Source organism: Mucilaginibacter sp. (genome assembly GCF_041663085.1).
In the GTDB taxonomy this organism is placed as follows: Bacteria; Bacteroidota; Bacteroidia; order Sphingobacteriales; family Sphingobacteriaceae; genus Mucilaginibacter.
In genome coordinates, this window is record NZ_JBAZRC010000078.1 from 1 (window position 1) to 21,014 (window position 21,014).

General features: G+C 42.6%; 15 protein-coding genes and 1 pseudogene. 8 read left to right on the forward strand and 8 right to left on the reverse strand.

Going from position 1 to position 21,014, the window contains the following annotated elements:
• The 3 genes and pseudogenes from WC615_RS14405 to WC615_RS14415 all read left to right on the forward strand — a co-directional run.
• Window positions 1–483: pseudogene (locus WC615_RS14405) on the forward strand (hypothetical protein); the annotation flags it as partial.
• A gap of 55 nt (window positions 484–538) precedes the next feature.
• On the forward strand, window positions 539–3,043 hold the full coding sequence (locus tag WC615_RS14410) for a hypothetical protein (RefSeq protein ID WP_372978788.1): 2,505 nt from the start codon (window positions 539–541) through the stop codon (window positions 3,041–3,043).
• A gap of 43 nt (window positions 3,044–3,086) precedes the next feature.
• Window positions 3,087–3,263: a hypothetical protein gene (locus WC615_RS14415; RefSeq protein ID WP_372978789.1), complete on the forward strand. Its 177-nt coding sequence runs from the start codon at window positions 3,087–3,089 to the stop codon at window positions 3,261–3,263.
• A 2-nt stretch (window positions 3,264–3,265) separates the two neighbouring features.
• Here WC615_RS14415 and WC615_RS14420 read toward each other — a convergent pair whose 3' ends face one another.
• The gene (locus WC615_RS14420) at window positions 3,266–3,643 is read right to left on the reverse strand and encodes a hypothetical protein (RefSeq protein WP_372978790.1); all 378 of its coding nucleotides are present in this window, start codon (window positions 3,641–3,643) and stop codon (window positions 3,266–3,268) included.
• A gap of 65 nt (window positions 3,644–3,708) precedes the next feature.
• Window positions 3,709–4,953: a cystathionine gamma-synthase family protein gene (locus WC615_RS14425; protein ID WP_372978791.1), complete on the reverse strand. Its 1,245-nt coding sequence runs from the start codon at window positions 4,951–4,953 to the stop codon at window positions 3,709–3,711.
• A 105-nt stretch (window positions 4,954–5,058) separates the two neighbouring features.
• Between WC615_RS14425 and WC615_RS14430 the strand changes: the two genes are divergently transcribed.
• Window positions 5,059–5,661: a trimeric intracellular cation channel family protein gene (locus WC615_RS14430; RefSeq protein ID WP_372978792.1), complete on the forward strand. Its 603-nt coding sequence runs from the start codon at window positions 5,059–5,061 to the stop codon at window positions 5,659–5,661.
• On the opposite strand, the gene WC615_RS14435 is transcribed toward WC615_RS14430, so the two are convergent.
• Entirely contained in the window at window positions 5,658–6,857 is a 1,200-nt protein-coding gene (locus tag WC615_RS14435; protein WP_372978793.1) for a hypothetical protein, read from the reverse strand. The genes WC615_RS14430 and WC615_RS14435 overlap by 4 nt on opposite strands.
• Window positions 6,858–7,448: 591 nt before the next feature.
• Between WC615_RS14435 and WC615_RS14440 the strand changes: the two genes are divergently transcribed.
• A complete protein-coding gene (locus WC615_RS14440) occupies window positions 7,449–8,753 on the forward strand; it encodes a hypothetical protein (RefSeq protein ID WP_372978794.1) in 1,305 nt (434 codons plus the stop codon).
• Window positions 8,754–8,761: 8 nt separating this feature from the next.
• On the opposite strand, the gene WC615_RS14445 is transcribed toward WC615_RS14440, so the two are convergent.
• The 5 genes from WC615_RS14445 to WC615_RS14465 all read right to left on the reverse strand — a co-directional run bounded on the left by WC615_RS14445 (window position 8,762) and on the right by WC615_RS14465 (window position 14,285).
• A complete protein-coding gene (locus WC615_RS14445; protein WP_372978795.1) occupies window positions 8,762–9,946 on the reverse strand; it encodes a hypothetical protein in 1,185 nt (394 codons plus the stop codon).
• The gene (locus tag WC615_RS14450) at window positions 9,933–10,922 is read right to left on the reverse strand and encodes a DUF2157 domain-containing protein (protein ID WP_372978796.1); all 990 of its coding nucleotides are present in this window, start codon (window positions 10,920–10,922) and stop codon (window positions 9,933–9,935) included. Before WC615_RS14450 ends, WC615_RS14445 begins: the two co-directional genes overlap by 14 nt.
• Before the next feature lie 108 nt (window positions 10,923–11,030).
• Window positions 11,031–11,564 carry an OmpA family protein gene (locus WC615_RS14455; RefSeq protein ID WP_372978797.1) on the reverse strand — a complete coding sequence of 178 codons (534 nt, stop codon included), beginning with the start codon at window positions 11,562–11,564 and terminating at the stop codon, window positions 11,031–11,033.
• A gap of 183 nt (window positions 11,565–11,747) precedes the next feature.
• A complete protein-coding gene (locus WC615_RS14460) occupies window positions 11,748–12,353 on the reverse strand; it encodes a DUF2238 domain-containing protein (protein ID WP_372978798.1) in 606 nt (201 codons plus the stop codon).
• 75 nt (window positions 12,354–12,428) lie between these two features.
• Window positions 12,429–14,285, reverse strand: coding sequence for an ATP-binding protein (locus tag WC615_RS14465; protein ID WP_372978799.1), 1,857 nt, complete (start codon window positions 14,283–14,285; stop codon window positions 12,429–12,431).
• A gap of 210 nt (window positions 14,286–14,495) precedes the next feature.
• On the opposite strand from WC615_RS14465, the gene WC615_RS14470 reads away from it, so the two are divergent.
• Genes WC615_RS14470 through WC615_RS14480 form a run of 3 tightly spaced genes read left to right on the forward strand, consistent with a single transcriptional unit; the run spans window position 14,496 to window position 20,816 of the window.
• On the forward strand, window positions 14,496–15,683 hold the full coding sequence (locus WC615_RS14470) for an ROK family protein (RefSeq protein ID WP_372978800.1): 1,188 nt from the start codon (window positions 14,496–14,498) through the stop codon (window positions 15,681–15,683).
• A gap of 58 nt (window positions 15,684–15,741) precedes the next feature.
• On the forward strand, window positions 15,742–18,876 hold the full coding sequence (locus tag WC615_RS14475; RefSeq protein ID WP_372978801.1) for a SusC/RagA family TonB-linked outer membrane protein: 3,135 nt from the start codon (window positions 15,742–15,744) through the stop codon (window positions 18,874–18,876).
• Between the two features lie 26 nt (window positions 18,877–18,902).
• Window positions 18,903–20,816 (forward strand): SusD/RagB family nutrient-binding outer membrane lipoprotein, encoded by a 1,914-nt coding sequence (locus WC615_RS14480; protein ID WP_372978802.1) that lies wholly within the window; start codon window positions 18,903–18,905, stop codon window positions 20,814–20,816.
• Window positions 20,817–21,014 lie beyond the last annotated feature (198 nt).

Here is a 21,014-nt window from a genome sequence, read left to right on the forward strand (position 1 = left end):
TATATACAGCAAACCGATGCCGATAACATTGCGCGTTGGGTAAAAGCAGGTGGTGTGATTGTATTGATGGCTAATGACAGCGCTAATGTAGAGCTGCCCCACTTTAACCTGCTTGCCGGCAAGTTTGGGCTGCACTTTAATAACGATATGCAAAACCACGTTATTAACGATGCCCATTTTGAAGACGGCGCGGTTGTAATAAACAATAACCCGGTTTTTAAAACAGCGCAAAAAGCTTTTATGAAAGACGTATGCAGCATTGCCCTTACCGGAAAGGCCCGCGCTGTATTAAGATCGGCAAACGGGGCTACTATTGCAGCTATTGTAAAATATGGTAAAGGAACTGTTTTTGCCGTTGGCGACCCATGGCTGTATAACGAATATGTTAATGGCCGATTGCCTGTAGGTTTTGATAATGATAAAGCTGCGGCCGATCTTACAAAATACCTTTTATCTCAAACTCAATTTAAGACCGGTCACTAATAAAAGCACTCGTTGACTTGTTTCTTTTTTAAAACAGAATAGGTATTTTTAGCTGATGAAGAACTTCTACCGGTGCCTTTTTATCTGTATATTATTAATTCCAGTATCGTTAGCCAGTAGTGCCCAGGTTGCACATGAAGATGCAGACCCGATTGAAAGTCAAATAAATCTGTACGGCGTAAAAAAGGCCTCGCCGGTATTATTTGTTCATCTGGATAAAACCATTTACACCAATAACGAAACGGTTTGGTTTACCGGTTACCTGCTTAATATTGATGCAAACGCGATAAAAGAACACCGCATCCTTTCGGTTTCGCTGATTAATGATGAGGATAGTAAAATTGCAGCACAAGCCAATTTTATAATAGATGGCGGACTAAGCTTTGGTAATATTTATATTCCGGATTCTGTTGCGGCAGGCAGCTATCATTTTGTAGCCTATACCAACCGTTTGCTAAAAGGCCGGCCCGAGGTTGTGTTCAAGCAATCGGTAACCATCAAAACCACCAACGAACCTGCTTTTTCCTTGTCGCTAAGTTTGCTGGATAGTACAAAAGGACAGCCCGGTAAAATAACCACCTTGCTTACCGCTAAAGCGAAAGAGCTGCCCGTGATACAAGCCCCGGTAAGCTATAAAATGGGCACAGCCAAAAAACGGGCTACGCTGGCAACCGGCAAAACCGGTGTAACCGGTGAGGATATTTTAAGTATCGATAAAAATCAGGTATCGCCGGAAAACCACGTATTAATTGCCGAGGTTGGCGAGGGGAAGCAAAAGGAAAGTATCCGCCTAACCATACCCATAAAAAAGCAAAAAGCGCGTGTAAGGTTTTATCCCGACGGCGGATACATGGTTGCGGGTAAAACCAGCAGGATAGGCTGGGAGGCCAGGGGCGCCGGCGGCGAACCGTTAAAGATCAATGGGATATTATTAAGTAACGGTATACCTGTAGATACCATAACAACCGATAGTTACGGCATGGGCATATTTAAACTTACGCCCAAAGCCAATAGCAAATACCAGGTAAAAGTGATAAGGGCCGGTGTGGTTGATACTGTTTGTGCTTTGCCAAACGCGCTGCCGCAGGGCATTACATTGCAAGTTGCAGATGCCCTGCAAACTGATAGCATCATACTGAAGCTGCAAAGCACCCGCTACCAGGTGGTAAAGATATTGGTGCACAACTATAAAGAAGTATTTGTTACGCTCGATGAAGAGATCTATCCCAAAGGCCTGGTAACAAGTTTTGCCACGGCCGATCTTCCGCGCGGGTTAAACATGATAACTGTATTGGATAGCCTGGGCAGGCCGCTTGCCGAACGCGCTATTTTTGCGCATTATGATAAACGACAGGATCTCAGTATTAAAACAGACAATAACGAGTACGCCACCCGCCAAAAGGTTAAGCTTAACCTAAAGCTAAGCAGCGCTTCGGGCAGCCCGGCGAAAGGCTATGTTTCTATAGCTTGTGTGCAGGATAACCGGCTGAGTTATAGACACCCCAACAACATCGAAAGCTATTATTACTTAAGCAGCCAGTTGCAGGATATCCCCTTAAAAGATAACCTGATGGGAAACGATGCGGCCGATAAGGAATACCTCAATAAAGTATTACTAATAAAAGGCTGGAGCCGTTACACCTGGCAGGAAATGCTGAAAACCCAACCCGCAGATACGCTGAGGCAATACCAAACCATAGCCTACAACGGCGATGTAACCTTTGCCGGCAAGCGATTAAAAAAACCGATGATGCTAAGTGCTATTGCCGATACCCTGGCCCGGATAGTGCGTACAGACAGCACCGGCCATTTTGTGATGGATGAACAGGGCATAGTTACCCCCGCCGATAAAAAGATGACATTGTATATAAGCGGAAAAGAAAAGACCGACCCGTATGTTATTCATTTTAACAACCCGTTTGAGGGGATGACAAAAAACATGGCAGATACGATGTCTCTTAAAAGTATTGAAGTGCCTGCCGTGACCGAAACCAACGAGGCCCTGGTAGTGCAGGGGCTTAATAAGACCAGGCAGCTACAGGAAGTAAAAATAAAAGCCGTTAAGGATGGTTTGCTTTATGCCTCCATCCCCAAATCAACCCTTGATCATGACCCTGGTGTAAATGAATGTGGCGATTATAAATGTATGAATGATATCCTGAATTGCCCCAACCACCCTAATGATAATAATCAACTCAGGCCTTTAAAAAAGGGTGATTATGTTAAGGTTTGGCGGCGTGGGCAATACGTAAGCGAGATTTATCGCGGTTGTGTGATATTTAAAACAAAGGACTACCCAAGTATGGTGCAGCTAAAAGGGATCTATGCCAATAAAGAGTTTTATGTGGTTGATTATGATGCCGAGAAGGACAGTATCCCCGAATATCAATCAACCATTTACTGGAAATATAACGTGCCGGTAAATTCATCAGGCGAAACCAGTCTTTGGTTTTTTACTAATGATATTACCGGGCGTTTCAGGATAATAGCGCAAGGGGTAACCGAGGAGGACGTGTTGTACAGCGAACAAACCTTTAACGTGAAAAAGAAACTGCCGTAAGCATCAACAGAAAACTATCCGGCCAAAATTGTGTTAGCGATATATGAATAATTTTTTCAGAGGGATAATTGCGGCATGGGGCGCTAAAAAATTGGGTGGCGGCTGCCTGTCAACCATTGTAATATTTATTGTGATTTATGTGCTGCTGGGCAAATGCAGTAACGAACCTGCAAAGGCTGCAGTACAGCAACCACATGCAAAGGTACAGGCGATCAGGTAATGTTATCGTTTCAGTATAAAGGGGTAGCCTTTCCCCTTTATATAATATATACCTTTAATTTTTGCAGGTGGGGTTTCAAACAATTCTTCCATACCGCTTATCACAAAACGATCTGTTTTTGGAGACCGATTCCGTCGATAAAACGTTAAATTCTTGTTTTCATCAGCAGAACCATTATCGGGCAGGAAAGAGATTGTTTTATGGGTTTTATTATCAACGATTTTGATTTCGCATGCTCCTAAATAACCGTCTGCCAGTGTAAAATGCACTACCATGTTTTGAACTTTGCCCGTGTACTTAACCGCCTCGTAAGCTTTTTGCGCATAAGCGAATGCCGGGGAAAGCATACCTATCAAAAGCAATAATTTGAGCTGTTTCATCAGCATCATAACAAAAAAGGCAAACGATGGTTCGTTTGCCTTTGTATAATTAAAGCTGATGGGGTTTATTTAGTTCCGTCAAGCGCTTGCTTAAAATCTTCCATCAGGTCTTCACGGTCTTCAATACCAACTGATAGGCGGATCATCCCTTCGGGAATACCCATTTCGGCGCGTTTTTCAATACCAAGCTCAAAAAATATGGTTTGTGCAACAGGGATAGCCAGGGTGCGGGTATCGCCAAGGTTACTGCTTTTAATAACCACCTGCAGGCGGTTTAAAAAGGCAAATACATCAACGCCATCTTTTAAGGCAAAGCTCATCAGCCCGCCGTTATAGCGGAACAGCTTTTTTGATAACTCATGCTGCGGATGGTCTTTTAAACCCGGGTAATAAACCTTGCTCACCAACGGGTGAGCTTGCAGGTATTCGGCCAACGCTGTCGCGTTACCGCAAGAGCGTTCCAGCCTTAAGGCCAAAGTTTCGGCACCTACCGATATGCTGTGTGCTGCTTCGGGTGCCAGTGTGCCGCCGCCATCGCGCAGGCCGCGCTTGCGTATCTGCGTAATGCCAAGCAATTCGGGTTTTATTTGTTCGCGCAGTACGGCTGCAATGCCCGGGTAACTTGCCCAGTCGTACAGGCCGGTATCGGTTACGCTGCCGCCAAGCGCATTGCCATGGCCGCCAATATATTTGGTTAACGAGTTTATGACTAATGATGCCTTAACTGTAATTGGCTTAAACAAGTAAGGCGAGGTCATGGTATTATCAACCACGTATATCAGGTTTTTCTCCCGGCAAAAATCACCAATGTTTTCCAGATCGGCAATTTGGGTTGCAGGGTTGGCAATGGTTTCTACCATCACCATACAAGTGTTTGGCTGGTATGCAGCCTTTATATTTTCAACAGATGTGGCATCTACAAAAGATATATCCAGCCCAATTTCAGTAAAAGTTTGCAGTATGCTGCGGGTATTGCCAAACAGGTAAGAACTGGCAATAATGTGGCTGCCCTCTTTTACCAGTGCAAAAACGGTTGCCATAATAGCGGCCATCCCGGTAGCAAAACTTACAGAAGCAAGGCCGTTTTCCATCATGGTAACCTTACTCTCTAAAGCGGCTGTGGTGGGGTTTCCCTGCCTTGAATAGGCAAAGCCTTTTGCTTTATTCTGGAATACGTTTACCAGGTCCTGCACATCATCAAAGCCCCAGGTTACCGCGGTATGTATTGGCTGATGCAAAGCGCCAAACTCCGGTTTGCGAAGGCGGTCGGCATGTAACAGGGTAGTTGTGAATCCTTTTTGTTTAGTCATGATGGGTAAAAAAGATAATATTTCGCAATGATAGGTATCTGAGCCTGAAAAACCAAAGCGAATGGTTATATCAACACAAAAGTTTAGGTTTGTATTACAAACCGTATGCACTTAAGCTTTTCAACCATTATTGAGATACTGGGCACCATTGCCTTCACTATATCGGGTGCTTTTTCGGCCATGCAAAAGCGGCTGGATCTGTTTGGCGTGCTCATCCTCGGTTTTGTAACAGCTATTGGCGGCGGTACCCTGCGCGATGTATTGATAGGCAACACACCCGTATCATGGATGCGTGATGTAAGCACCCCGCTTATCATACTGGCTACAGCCATCCTCACCATCAGCTTTAAACGCCTGGTGAAAAACCTGAAGGTTACCCTGTTTTTATTTGATGCGCTGGGCCTGGGCCTGTTTACCGTAATAGGTGTACAGAAAGGGTTGGCGGCCAACCTTAACCCCGGCGTTTGTATTGCCCTGGGCACCATTACCGGTTGCTTTGGCGGTGTACTGCGCGATATGCTGCTTAACCATATTCCGGTTTTATTCCACAAAGAGATCTACGCCACTGCCTGTATAGCAGGCGGCATCTGTTATATCCTTTTACTGCCTGTGGTAGAGCCGCAAATAGCCGAGGCAGTTTCTGTAGTGTTGATCTGCACCATCCGCATACTGGCGGTACGTAATAACTGGCGCCTGCCTACGGTTTAAGAATCGCCTTTATATTTTAACGGGGTTAATTTGTTAGGCTTCAGGTAAATAATATCCTTTTCAAAATCAAGGATCATATTAAAACGCTTCATGAGGCCATTACCCAGGTAGTTGATCTGGAACCCCATTGGGTTTTTGCCGGCTAAAAGCAATGTAGGTATATTAGTCAAAGCAAAACCATTTAAACGGTAAAGCGGGGCGCGTACTATTTTAATTTCAAATTTATTGCCCCGTGGGTCGCTTAGCACGGTTGATTTGATCAGTTTCAGATCTTTAGGGAAATGCTGCTCATTTACCCAGGTGCTATCCAAAATAAGGGCCTGGCCTGATCCCGTATCCATCGAAAAATTACCGGTGTATTTTTTGCCGGCTATTTCAAATGTGCCGTTAATGTACGGGAAGGAGCGCTCAAACCCTATTTTTGATTTGACATAACCTTTCAAAGCTTTTGGTAATTGCGAGTGGATGATCATGATATTTTTATCATAATCCACCTCAACCTGTTTGCCTTCAAACAGGTTCCAGCCAAAACGCCCGTCCATACCATCCGCGGTTATCAGGGTAGGTAAAACCTCTACATTATGCCAAACCATACTGCCCATTTGCAGTTTTGTTGCTTTGTTTAAGTTATTATAATTAGGGGCTGCTTTACCTGCTAAGGCGTCGGCCCGGTTAACCAGCAATTTGGTTTTTTTGAGGATGGCGTCTCTGGTGAAATGAAAATCAAAAGAACTGGCATCAAAATGCAGCAATAAGGTATCGGTATCATTCATAATTGTTTTTACGCTGATAGCGTTATCGGCAGTGAGGGTAAAAGGGATGGTATCGTGTGTGGCAATGCTGTTTTTAACCATGCTTGCCGGTGGTATACCACTTGCAATTTGGGTAAAGCACGAATCTTTACCGTTTAACACTACCACAAAATTAAACCTGCTGCCGGGTTTAACTTTCACCCGTATCGAATCGATATCGGTATAAAAGGTAACCCATTTGGGTTTGCGTGTCCTGTCGGCAGTGTAAACATCAGGCCTGATGCCCGGCGAAAGAGACCACATGTTTTTTTGCAGGACCCCGCCATCGTTAATAGATACACTTTTTGATGTGGCTTTAATAACCGGCAATTTTGCTTGCGCGAAAGAGGATTGAACTGCGAATAAGGATACGAAGAGCAGGAAGTATTTGATGTGAGCTGGCATGTAACAGGTGTTGTAGACCAAATGTACATAAACCGCGTAATAAAAAAAGCTGTGCGGGATGCCATTGCCGGTGGGCCCATAATGGCGGATATTTGAGAAATTGACTTAAAATTAGCCGGAAATAGCTTGTCCCATTTTGTCCCAAAACGGAATAAATGGAACAGGCGTTAAAATATTAATATATTGTAAATCAAATACTTATGCAATTTTGGTGGTTTTTCATATCAATACATTTTATATACAAAAAGGCCGTATGGAGGCCGAAAAATGGTGTAAAAAGGTCGCTTTTTTATCATGGTTTTTTTGTTCCATTTCCGGAAAAGTGAGACAAAAACGTATTTTTATAAATAGTTGATTATGAGTGTTTAATGATAATATTGGTTGGTTTTTTGTTGTTGCTTACAAAATCTTGTTATTGGTAATTATCTTATTATCAATATGTTCCGTTTGTTCCGTTTGTCCCATTTCAAAAATGGGACAAAACAAGAGTTATCATCAATTATCGGCTATTTAATATGCACCTTATGGGTGCCCATCCACCGGCAGTTTTAAAAGGAATGCTTAACTTCGCGGTACATTTACACCTGCTCCATGAAAAAACTACTGTTACTGGTACCTGTATTGTTTGTGCTGTCGTGCAAGCAAAAAGCATCTGATACGGCCGAAGGCAAAAAACTAAACAAACTTGCCGAAGAGTATGTAACGCTTGGACTAACCATTGGGCAGTACGACAGCGATTTTGTTGATGCCTACTACGGCCCCGATTCGCTGAAGCCAAAAGAAATTACCGATAAAACTTTCCCGCGGGATAGCATCCTGGCCAATATAAACAGCCTGATGAACGATATAAAGCTGATAGCCGATGCTTCGGCAGATTCAAACAAGATCCGCGCCAACTGGATGTACAACCAGTTAATAGCTTTTGGCCGCAGAGTAAGGATTTATGGGAAAGAGTATCGCTCGTTTGATGAAGAATCGCGAGAGTTATTTGGTGTGGCAGCGCCTTCTTATGCCGAAGAGTTTTTTAAAGCGGATATAGATAAACTGGACAGCATGTTGCCGGGCAAGGGCAATGTTAACGACAGGTTTCAGAAACTGGCCAATAAATTCATCATCCCCAAAGAAAAGCTTGATGAGGTAATGAAAGCTGCCATTGCTGAGGCCCGTAAACGCACGCTTGCCCATTACAAGTTGCCCGCCGGCGAAAATTTCACTTTAGAGTATGTAACCAACAAACCATGGAGCGGTTATAACTGGTACAAGGGTAAATACCAAAGCACCGTACAGATAAACACCGATATAAAAATATTTATTGACCGTGCCATTGATGTAGGCAGCCACGAAAGCTATCCCGGCCACCACGTTTACAACATGCTGCTGGAGAAAAACCTGTACCACGACAGGGGATGGGTAGAGATCTCGTTGTATCCGCTGTTTAGTCCGCAATCGCTTATTGCCGAGGGGAGCGCCAATTATGGAATAGAGGTAGCCTTCCCGGGGGATGATAAGGTTAAATTTGCTAAAAATGTATTGTTGCCGCTTGCCGGTTTAGATACCACAGGCATAGATATGTATTTTAAAGCGCTGGCTATAAAAGGCCAGCTTAACTATGCCCGTAATGAGGCCGCCCGTGGTTTAATAAACGATACCATGAGCGAAAGCAAGGCGCGCAACTACCTCAGAAAATACTGCCTGATGAATGATGAAACAGCCGATAAATCTATCAGCTTTATCAAAAAATACCGTAGCTATGTGATCAACTATAATTACGGGCAGGATTTGGTGAAAGACTATATAGAACGCAATGGCGGCGCTAAAGACCCTGCCAAACGCTGGGAACTATTTGGCCATCTGCTAAGTAACCCTGTAAACCCGGCAGACCTGGTAAAGAAATAATTATCAATTTAAAAACTATCGCTCGAGCCGCCGCCGCCACCGCTTCCGCCACCAAACCTGGCGGCATGCCCTTGCCCTACTGGCGGCAAATACGATGTAGCCTGGCCAATGGCAAGGCCTTCTAAATTAAGGCTGTCGGCACTATTGGTTTCATCGGGTTCGGCATAGGTAAAGCCATGCCGTGGTATTTTTAAATAGCTGATGATAGCATACGACCCTGCCAGGATAATTATCCCCGCCAGGGTAAGCATAATCTCGATAGGTAATAAGTGATAGTAAACCCTGAAGGTTGCTACCGCGGCCCCTACTAATACCATCCCTGTACGTAACAGCATAGTATCTTTCCGTTTTAGGCCAAACAGGATATAAACTGCAGGTAATGCAATAGTCCAGATCCAAAATATAAAACCGAATGGGATAGTGGTGTGCGAGTCATCCAGTGCATTAAGCATATTGTTTAAGCGGTTCACCACAAAATAATTACCGGCAGCGTAAAGGGTAAGCAGGCTAATGAGCTTTACAATGGCTATGCAACCGGTATAATAAAGGCTCTTTGCATTTTTACCTAAACGGTTAAAACCAAAATAGGCGCAGGCCGCGGCTATCATCATCACAAAAGGCATGGTGGCCAAACCAAACTTGCCCATCATCGCCCAAAAGAAATACACACATGCAAATATGGCCCCACAAGCTACTGCAGCCGTAACCACATCGGCAAAGCGGAGGGTTAGGTAAATGCAAAGTATGGCAATAGTTATTGCCCCAAGCAGGTTATCGCCCGTGGTGAGGTGTGTGTCAATAACGATCCATATAAACCCGCCACCAAGCAATGGCGCCGATGAATAAAGTAACGCGTTATCCACGCCAGAGTGAAAATAGTGCTTGCTTTTGGTAAGAAACTCTAACAGCACATAATATATTATGCCTAAAAATATGGGCCAGCCGGGGCTTCCCATAATATGGACACTCACAAAAGCCATTAAAACTAAAAGGCTTGTAGCAACAATAGCTATTATTAATGTAAGAATAAACAAACCTACACGTACCATTAGGCCGGGCATATAAAAGCCAACCGGGTGTGCAGCTTTTATTTTGATGAATTCATCTTTAGTGATACGACCTGCAGTATAATCGGTTTTAAGCAGATCGACTATGTGTTTATTTTTAAGCCATTCTTTGTTATATATGATCATCCTGCTTTAAGTTTTTGTTGATGTTTATCAGTAAAAATATTAACCCAATAGCCGATGCAATAAAACACATCAGCAATAGATAGATGGCATCGTATTTCATATAACCGTACAATATCCTCGTAATTAAACTTGCCAGGGCGAAGTAGCCATATAATATAGTAAGTAATATAAAGTAGAACGACCGTTCGCGCCGGGCATCAAAATAAATATAGGCAGCCAGGGCAAAAAAAGGCACCAGCCACACAGCATTTGCAGCGCTTTCATAATCGTCAAAATACCCGGCCAACAAGGCAATAAAGGTTACATGAATACCGTAATGGTGGTAAGTGAATTTAAAATGCTTTTTAATATCGAACCGCTGGGTGAGGTAAGCAAAAAACAACAGTATAAGCCCAAACGCCACATAAGTGAATATGATTTGCCTGCTGTTAAATGTACCGTAAGCCAGCAGAGTTTTTGGGGTTACAGATACCCCCATCCATAAAGCCAAACTCGCAATGGCCATGCTCAGGATACCCAGATGATCGAAATAATAAGCAATAAAAAATAAAGCCAGCATGGGTATAAACGTAGCCAGGCCGTAGTTTAACCCAAATACCTGGTATTGGTATTGCAGGTAGCCAACAAACGTTACCATGCTGATGCTGCCCAGCAATAATATATAATCAAACCCGGTGTTGGGGGCTTTTACCTTGTGCCAGCTAAATGGCAGTTTCTTTTTAAAGCAATACACAAAACAGCTAATACTTATCAGCGCTATAAAAGCCAGTACGGCCTGGTGGCTAATGGTATCGATATTTTTATAGATGAGTATACCCAAGCCGCCCGATAACAACATTACGCCCAGGTAAAGCAGGGTTTTAAGTTCCCAGTGAACAGAAAATAATTGATTGAGGTGTTTTTGGCTTACTTTATTATATGACTCATCGCCGAGGTAGCCCTCAGAATGGAGTTTTTGGTAGATGTTGTTATCCAATTTTTTAAGGTTAGTGCTTTATAAAGATAGCAAAGTATATAAGCGTAACAATAAAAAAGGGCATGGTGTTTATAAACACCATGCCCTTTACACTTAACTAAACAAAAACTATTGCAGTTTTATTTCAACGCGGCGGTTAAGCGCGCGGCTTGCTTCGTCGGTATTTGGAGATATTGGTTTGCTTTCGCCGTAGCCTTTAACTGCAAGCACATCGGCACTTACGCCTGTATTTACCAGGTAGGTTTTAACCGAGTTTGCACGCTCTACAGAAAGCAACATGTTGTGCGCTTCACTACCTTCGGCAGATGAATTGCCATTCAGTACAAATTTTACCGATGGGTCTTTCTTCATTTCGGCAGCAGCTTTGTCTAAAATAGGGTAAGCATCTGTTTTTAGTATCCCCGAGTTAAACTCAAACTGAATGTTTTTGAAATTATAGTCGGGTTTCTCAGGAGCAGGCGGCGGTGGTGGTGTTTGCTTCGGAGGTGCCGGTGGCGGAGGTGGTGGTGTAGTTGGCGTAGTGCTTGCCGGTGCTATAAACGGAGGAGACGGTTTCATCACCTTTTTTGATTTACAGGCCGGTAATACAGCGACAGATAGTATAAGTGCAAATGGTAGGTAAAATGTTTTTAAGAACTTCATGTTTGAATGTTTGGTAAATAAGAAAAACGTTTACGGTTGCCCGATATTGTAAATATAGTAACTTGTATCACATACAAAGCCTTAAAATGAATACTTAAACCCCCGGGTTCATTTATTTAATCCGCAAAGAAAATGCGTATTGTTTAAAGAAAGGGAGGCATATGGTTGCTTGTAAATACATGCTTATGCTACACTGATATTGCTTATAGCTTTATCCTGCGCTTTTGCCATGAAAATTACCATACATATTGCACCTATCATAGCGTAAAGCATATCAGATTGCGTATCCCAAATGTAACCTTGAGTGCCCAGGAACGAATCGCCTGATTGGCCGGACGCGATGGATACAAACCATTCCAAAAACTCATACAGTACGCTAATAGTAGTACACACGCAAACGGTTAAAAATGCCATCCAATTGCGTTTTTGTACAACATTAAGGCGGATGAATAACTCGCGGGTTATCATAGCCGGTACAAAGCCCTGGGTAAAGTGCCCCACCTTATCGTAGTTATTGCGTGCCTGGTGAAACGCGTCACGGATCCAGTTAAAAGCGGGTACTTCGGCATAGGTGTAATGCCCGCCTATAAATAATACATAGCAATGTACCAATATCATTGCATACGTTAAGTAGCTAAATTTAAAGTGTTTGTAAGTAAGTGCCAAAATAATAAAACCTATAATGGCAGGAAAAACTTCCAGTATCCAGGTGAAATAATCGTGAGGGTTAATACCCGAAATTATAAGCCCCGCAAAAAAAAGTAAAATTAGTACTACATGTTTATTCATTTACTAATATGGCTATTTAATGTATAATATGATGCAGAAATAATTAAGGCTTGCGGCGCCTTGGGCTACAAGGAATTATGTTTCTATCGGCAAGTCTACAAAAAAAGTTGTGCCTGTATCGGGGATGCTTTCAAACCAGATTTTACCACCGTGTGCTTCTACTATTTGCCTTGAAATGGCCAGACCAAGGCCAAAAGACTGTTCGCCTGCTGTTCCGGGCCTTTTGGCTTCAGTAAACAGGTCAAATATCTTTTCCTGCATTTCAGGTGGGATGCCAATACCTTCATCTTTTACAGAGATGCGTACGTTTTGAGGACCACGATCCATTTTAACAACAATAGAGGCGCCTGTAGGGCTAAATTTAATAGCATTACCTACCAGGTTGCTAATAACACGCCACAGCTTTTCACGGCTGGCCGGCAGTACAACAGGTATTGTCTCCAGCTTAATGTGCTGTTCTTTATCCTTAGCCTTATTAAGCAGCAGCGAAACGCAATACTGCAGCATTTCTGCTATATCGATGGGCTCTTTTTGTAACTCTTCGGTACGGAATTGTACCTGGAGCAAATCGCTGACTAACTCAAGTGAGTTTTTGCCGGATGTTTTAATCATCTGCAGCATCATCAGGTCTTCTTCCGGCCGGCCGGGCTCTTCCAGCATCAGCGCTGCCATAGAGTACATAGCTCCAATAGGGTTGCGCAGATCATGCGCTACTATTTGCATCATGCGGGTATTGTCTGCCTGGCTCTGTTCAAGCGCACCCAGTGTTCTTTTCATTTGGCTGTTTTGGCTGGTTACCTGTTCGTTCAATCGCCTGGTACGTTTTAGGTGTTGCCTTATAACGACGATAACTGCTATTGCAAGTAGGCAAGATAGAACGGAGATGATAAGCAATGCGGTTTGGTATTTTGACCGCGTAGTTAATGACTTGATCTGCTCATCTTTTAGTGCGTAGTCCAGGTAATCTATCCCTGATGCATTGTTGAGTTTTTCTTGTTCATCATGGAGGTTAATAAGGCGGCGGCTATAAACGGATGCTGTTAGCGTATCGCGCCTGTCGGTATAAAAATTGAACAATTTGCGCGCTATTAGCTGGCTGTAAATAAGATATCCGTTTTGACCCGCAATGGCCAGCCCGCGGCGGTAATAGGCTGCGGCCCTTGCCGGTTGGTTTTCGGCAAGCTGGTCGCCCATGTCTATCAGCATATCCATCGAAACGTAATACAATTTGTTGGTTATAGCTGTATCAATAGCATGGTCCAGTAATATTAAACCCTCCTGGCGGTTACCATGAGCTATCATGTCATCGGCCACCAGTTGGTCAATTGCTACCAGGCTCCGTTGGTCATGGTACTTCATGGCTATTTCCCGGGCTTTACCAATATAATCGTGTCTGGCATCCCGATTGAAGCGCGCAGGATAAGACAGCAGATAATTATAAATAGCCAGCGACATGATCGAATCGTGTTGTAGCTTTTTGCCAAGTGAAAGGGATTCATTAAAACGTTGTATGGAACGCCCGTCTTTGCCTAATTCTTTATAAACCATGGCAATGTTCATTAATGACTGAACGCTGTTGGCCGAGTCTTTTAAGCGCCGGTAAACGGCGTAAGCCTCGTTATAGTACCTTAAGGCAAGTTGTAAGTTACCCTTTATATCGAAAAATACCCCAAGATTATTTAGGGCATCGGCTTTTCCTTTAGGATAATCAAAGTGGTCGGCCATTGCGCGCGCTTGCCGGGTATAGTAAAAAGTGCTGTCGATATTTTGTTCGTACATCAGCATTGCAATCCGGTTAAGGGCGTCAACATATCGGAAACTATCGCGAATATGAGGAAGAGAACCCTTGATGCCAGTCAGTTCTGTTGACTGTGCGCTGCAAAATAGCGTTGAAAAAACAAACAACAATAAAAGGGGCAAGGCTTTTTTCATCGTTTTCCGGGTAGGTTCGGTAACAAATCGTGTTACGTTAATATTAGGGTATATTTTTGAGATAAACAATAGGGGCTACCCTTATGGAATAAAAGTATAATTGACACTAATTAATATTCTGATAAACATTAAAAAAGTTTTTAAAAAAATTAAAAAGTTTGTTGATTTTTAAAATTTATATTTTAAGTTTGGTAAACTATTCCTAAATAAATGACTGTTATTAAAAAACACGGGCTTTTGCGAAAAGACCTGCTGAAGCACTTTTATTATAATAAAAGCCTGTCGCTTACTGAATTAAGCAGGCTTACACATAAAAGCTTGCCTTTAATAACCAACACAGTTAATAATTTAATAGAAGAAGGATATGTATCTGAACATGGCCTTGCCCCATCTACAGGCGGCAGGCGCGGACTGGCGTTTTCACTAAATAATCAAAAACAACGATACATTGTAGCCGTAGCTGTTGACCAGATAGTTACCCAGGTAGTTATTTATGATTTGGCGAATGATATAAAAACAGCGCCTGAGAAAAAAGAGATCATCCTGAATGATTCGCCATCGCTAATAAGTACGTTCACCGGATTTTTAAAAGATTATATTTCCCGGTCGGGCGTACCACTTGATGAGATACTGGGCATGGGGATTGGTATGCCGGGCTTTGTAAATGCCGAACAAGGCATAAACCATACTTTCTTTAAAACAAAAAGTGGTGTTAATTTAACCAAACACCTGTCGCATGAACTTGGCCTGCCAGTTTTTATAGATAACGATTCCAGCCTGATAGCACTTGCCGAGTTAAAATTTGGCGCGGGCCGGAAGTTAAAAGATGTACTTGTTGTAAATGTAGGTTGGGGAACGGGCCTGGGGATGATTGTAAACGGAAGCCTTTTTAGGGGCCATAGCGGGTACGCAGGCGAGTTTAGCCATATCCCATTATCACAAAGTAACAAGATATGTTCTTGCGGTAAAAGAGGTTGTTTAGAAGTTGACACCTCTTTATTAGTGCTGTTGGAGCGCGCAAAATCTGAGATGGAATCGGGCGCGAGTTCAAGCATGGAGCAGGTATTTAAAGAAACCGGCAGTTTATCCGGCGATCATTTTTTGCAGGCTGCCAAATCTGGCGACCCGCTGGCGGTATCCATACTTTCTGATGCTGCTTTCCTGATAGGGAAAGGTATGGCAACTTTGATCCATATTATGAACCCGAAACTAATTGTTTTAAGCGGGAGGGGAGCTATTGCGGGTAAAATTTTAATGGCACCTATACAACAGGCCATTAATGAGTTTTGTATCCCCTGGCTTGCCGAGCATACCGAAATCAAAGTTTCTACCCTCGACACAGATCCCGAGCTTTTAGGAGCCGCGACACTGGTGGTAGAGAATTGCAGTTTTAAATAACAAGAATACGTATAACCACAAATAACCAACTAATCGTTAACCAATTAAATTATTACAAATGAAACAAATGTACTTAAGGTGTATTGCTTTATTGTTATTCAGCATGATAACAATAGCTGCTTATGCACAAAAAACAGTTACCGGTACGGTATCTGAAAGGTCCGGGCAAACCATACCCGGTGTAAATGTTGCCGAAAAGGGCACAACAAATGGTATATCTACCGATGTAAATGGAAAGTTTAACCTGTCTGTTAAGCCCGGTGCAACTTTAACTTTTTCTTTTGTTGGGTTTAAAACCAAAGAAATAGTTGTAGGTAACGAAACAACCATAAACGTTGTATTAGAAAGTAGCGAAAATTCGCTTAATGAGGTTGTTGTAACGGCCCTGGGTATTAAAAGGGAAAAGAAATCATTAGGTTACGCTGTGCAGGAAGTTAAAGGAGAAACCCTGTCTGACCGTAAAGAAACAAACGTTGTAAATGCATTGTCAGGCCAGGTGGCCGGTTTGCAGGTTACACGTTCAGGTAACGGCCCGGGCGGCTCGTCAAAAATTACGTTGAGGGGTAATAACTCTTTAACAGGTAGCAACCAACCGCTTATTGTAGTTGATGGTATTCCGATAGATAACTTCACGGGTGCCGAAATTGGCGGTAACGGGAGTGGTAATAATGACTATTACAACCCAAGCAAAGATATGGGGAACGGTTTATCAGATATCAACCCTGAGGATATCGCGAGCATCAGCGTTTTAAAAGGCCCTTCTGCAGCAGCGCTTTATGGTTCGCGCGCAGGCAACGGTGCTATTTTGATCACTACTAAAACGGGTAAGTCTCAAAATGGCTTAGGTATTACTTTAACATCTTCTTTTGGATTTGAAAGTATTTTTTCGACGCCAAAAATGCAGACTGTTTTTGGACAGGGCGAAAGCGGCGGTTACGTAGCTAATTCAGCATTAAGCTGGGGTGAGCAAAATAGTGGGCAAACACAAACCAGGGTTGATGGTACTACCTTTCAGCAAAACTACCATGATAACGTGGCTAACTATTTCCAAACAGGTTTACAATCGTTACAAGGTATTTCGTTCCAGCAGCAATATAAAACAACTTCGGTATATACGTCATACAACCGTTTAGATGATAAAAGTTATATACCTGGCGCCAAACTTATTCGTAACAACTTTTTAGCACGTACGGTAAGCAAATTTGGTAAAGATGATAAATGGACTGTGGATACTAAGGTACAGTATATTAATTCAACTGCACAAAACCGTCCGCAATCTGGTTATAACCCTAACAACTACTTTTATTATTTGCAAACATTACCAAATTCTATCAACGTAACCGATTACAGCAATCCTTTGAAACCTGATGGTACCATGAACTGGTGGCGCAGTGGTCAGGAACTTAACCCATACTGGGCTGCAAAATATAACCTGAATGAGGATGTACGCGATAGGTTTTTGTTAAATGCTTCTGTTAAATATCAGTTTAACAACTGGTTAAGCTTTGAGAGTCGTGGTGGTGCTGATATTTATAATACCACTACAGTTAACAAAACTTATGCAGGTGGTTCTTCAAACCCAACTGGATCTTATGGCGAACGTAGAGCAGATTTCACCGAAACCAACTATAGTGGTATGTTAACTGCTAAAAAAGATAACCTGATTGGTAAATGGGGTGGTGTTTTAACAGTTGGTGGTAATTTAATGAACCAGCAACGCTCTTTCATTAGCGTTAACGCAGGTACGTTGAACGTACCAAACTTATTTGCTATAAACAATGCTGTAGGTAACCCATCTTATGATCAGGGCCGCTTTTTGCACAACATTTACTCAGTATACGGGTCATTAGGCATTAACTATGATCAGGTATTCTTTGTGGATGGTACAGCCCGTAACGACTGGAGCTCGGCTTTAAGCAAAGCAAACCGTTCATACTTCTACCCATCTGTAAGTACTGCATTGGTATTCTCTGAAATTCTTAACAAAAACGGCAGTCTGCCATCATGGATTACTTATGGTAAGGTCCGCGGTTCATTCGCTGCAGTAGGTAATGACATGGATCCTTACAAGCTTTACAATACTTACACTATAAGCAAAGACCCGCTTGGTAATACCACTGCAGGCCGTAACGATGTATTGTATAATGAAAATGTTAAAAGTGAGCTAATCAAATCATACGAGGCAGGTTTGGAGATGCGTTTCTTTGACAGCCGTTTAGGGTTTGACTTTGCTGTTTACAAAACAAACGCAACCCGCCAATTACTTGACATCCCTATGGACCCCTTAAGCGGTTACAGCTACAGGAAAATTAATGCCGGTAACATCCAAAACAAAGGTTTGGAGTTAATGGTTGATGGCAAAATTTTACGAAGCTCGGAAGGTTTAAACTGGAATACGATGGTTAACTTCTCTATTAACCGTAACAAAATTATTGAGCTTACTCCGGATATTACCACTTACCCGTTAGCAACATTTGATAACGTTTCTGTTGTAGGCCAAACCGGTCAACTTTATGGTGCAATTTACGGATCAAGCTTTAAACGTGTAACTGATCCCAATAGCCCATACAAAGGCCAGTTATTATTAACCAGTGCGGGTTTGCCGCAAACAGCTGATGGTGGTGCCCAGCTTTTAGGTAACCAACAAGCTTCAAGTTTGCTGGGTGTAACCAATTCATTCTCTTACAAAGGCTTCAATTTATCATTCCTGATAGATGCACGTTTTGGTGGCAAGATCTTCTCAAGCACTTTGGCACACATGGAAGCTTCTGGTACATCTGCTAACACAGTTGTTAATGGCAAACGTGATAATTTTGCCGTTGATGGTGTAGTGTTAAATACAACTACTAACCAATACGAGAAAAACACCATTAGCATAACGCCTCAGCAATACTGGGCTGCTGTTACTACAGGTAACCAGGGTATCACTGAAGCCAATTTATACGATGCTTCAAACATCCGTGTGAGAAATATCCAGTTAAGCTATGATATTTCTAAAAGCTTACTTTCAGGTACAGGTATTCAAAGAGCTAAGATTGGGGTGTCTGCCAATAACGTTTGGTTAATAAAAAGCCACATGATGGGTTTAGATCCTGAATCTGTGTTTGCTACAGGCACTAATGCAACCGGCTATGAGAGCGGAAGTGCACCTACAACCCGTACCATCTTACTTAATCTTACTTTAGGTTTTTAATAACATAAAAAGAAAATTCATTAGATATGAAATCAATATTAAAGAAATCCTGCCTGGTGCTTACAGCCACAATGATGCTGGCATCTTGCAAGAAATTTGATGAAATAAATCAAAACCCATTTGCTGCTAACGGCGACCAAGTACAAACCGAGTATTTTCTTGATAACGCCATTGTAGGCGCACAGCAGGACCCTGGATTGTCTGAGCGTATGTTTATCCTTTACTGGGTTGTTGGCGGCCGTGCTTTACAGGATGAAGATGGTGATACCTTCTCGCGTGGTGGTTTTGTTGATGATTGGGCTTCGGCATATTATGGGCAATCATCACAATGGCAAAATAATGCCACTTCAGCTATTACCATTGGTACTGACCAAATTGCTAAAGGTAAAGCTAAAGTATATACGGCAAATTTGGTACAGGTTGCAAGAATCTGGAGGGCCTATTTGATGAGCGAGTTTGCTGATACTTTTGGCCCTATGCCGATTAATGGTTTCCAGGGAGTTAACCCGGAATATAGCGACGTAAAAACAGTTTATTATTATATTTTAAGTGAATTAAAGGATGCTTCATCAAAACTTGACCTGACTGTTACTAACCCGGGAGATTTAGCAAAATGGGATCCGGCTTATGGTTACGATTATGCAAAATGGCGAAAATATGCCAACTCAATGCGTATGCGTTTAGCTATGAGGTTATCTGAAGTTGATGCTCAAAAAGCGCAATCAGAATTTGAAGATGCTGCTAAAGGTGGCGACTTTATTAAAGATGCTTCAGAGATGTTCAGCGTACAAGAATCCAAAGGTTGGGACCCACTGGCCAGCGTATTCAGAAGAGAATCATCATGGATGGGCTTGCCTATATCTGCAACCTATAACAATCTTGCAGTTAACTTAGGTAGCGTAAAGTCTGCCGACCAATTGAGCAGCTCTTTCCAATCAGCCATCAAACCCGCAGACTACCTTGGTCAGCGTTATTTTGACCAGTTTGCCACAAAAACCAACGACCCGATGGCCGGTTACTGGCTAGATGGTTTGCCAAATGTTATTGACCCTCGTGCTTATAAAATATTCAGCATTCCGGGGAATACCACAGATGTTAACTATCCGGCTATTGGTGATTCGTTCACTACTTTCACGGGTCCTTTAAAAGATGCATCAGGTGCTACCATAAAAACGCTTAATGCTAAAAATACCTGGAATGCAAAAGCTGATGGTAACTGGGGCAATAAAGTTGTGAGAAACCAGCCTATTGTTACCAATGGTGTTAAACCACTGTTGAATATGGTATACCGTGGTGGTACAAATCGCAGAGTGTTCTTTGGCCCATGGGAAACTTATTTCTTGTTAGCCGAAGCGGGCGTACGTGGTTGGAACTCTCCGGTTGCTGCTCAAACTGCTTATGAAACCGGAATTGCTAAAAGCTTCGAATATTTTGGTACTTCCGCAAATCTTAGCACCTATACCGCATCTACTTCATACAACCGTGCCGGTACTTCAGTAGCATGGAACCATACTACAGAGCCTGGGGATACACATAGCATGAACTATCAGGATGGTATTTCAGGTACAAACGGAACCGTTTCGGTTGCCTATGCTAAAAATAATTTGTATCAATCAGGTAGTGTTAGAAATGACCACCTTACGAAGATCATCACACAGAAATATTTGGCACAAGTGCCATGGTTACCGCTCGAGACCTGGAATGATCACAGGAGATTAGGTTTACCTTTCTTTGAAAACCCTGCAGTTGAAGAACCAATGGCTAACTTGCCAGACTTGAATGCTTCTAACTATATGACCGGAAGCATTAAATTCTTGCCGCAGCGTGTGCAATATCCGTCTAACTTGAAAAATAGTAATGCAGCCGGATATAGCAAAGCGGTATCAGCCTTAGGTGGCGCGGATGCTGTTTTAACACCCCTATGGTGGGCACAACACTAATTAATATTAATTGAGATTTAGTGTTTTGATTTAAGGGAAAAGAGGTGCCAAAAGCACCTCTTTTTTGTTTAATCTTTTAATCGCTCATAGCGGACTAAAGTGCACTTACTCCGGTTGTTCTTGCTAACCCCTCTCCGCAAACTCCTCCTTGTTAAGTTTGAATCCTGCATCAAGTTTTTTTTATTATTTGTTTGGCAT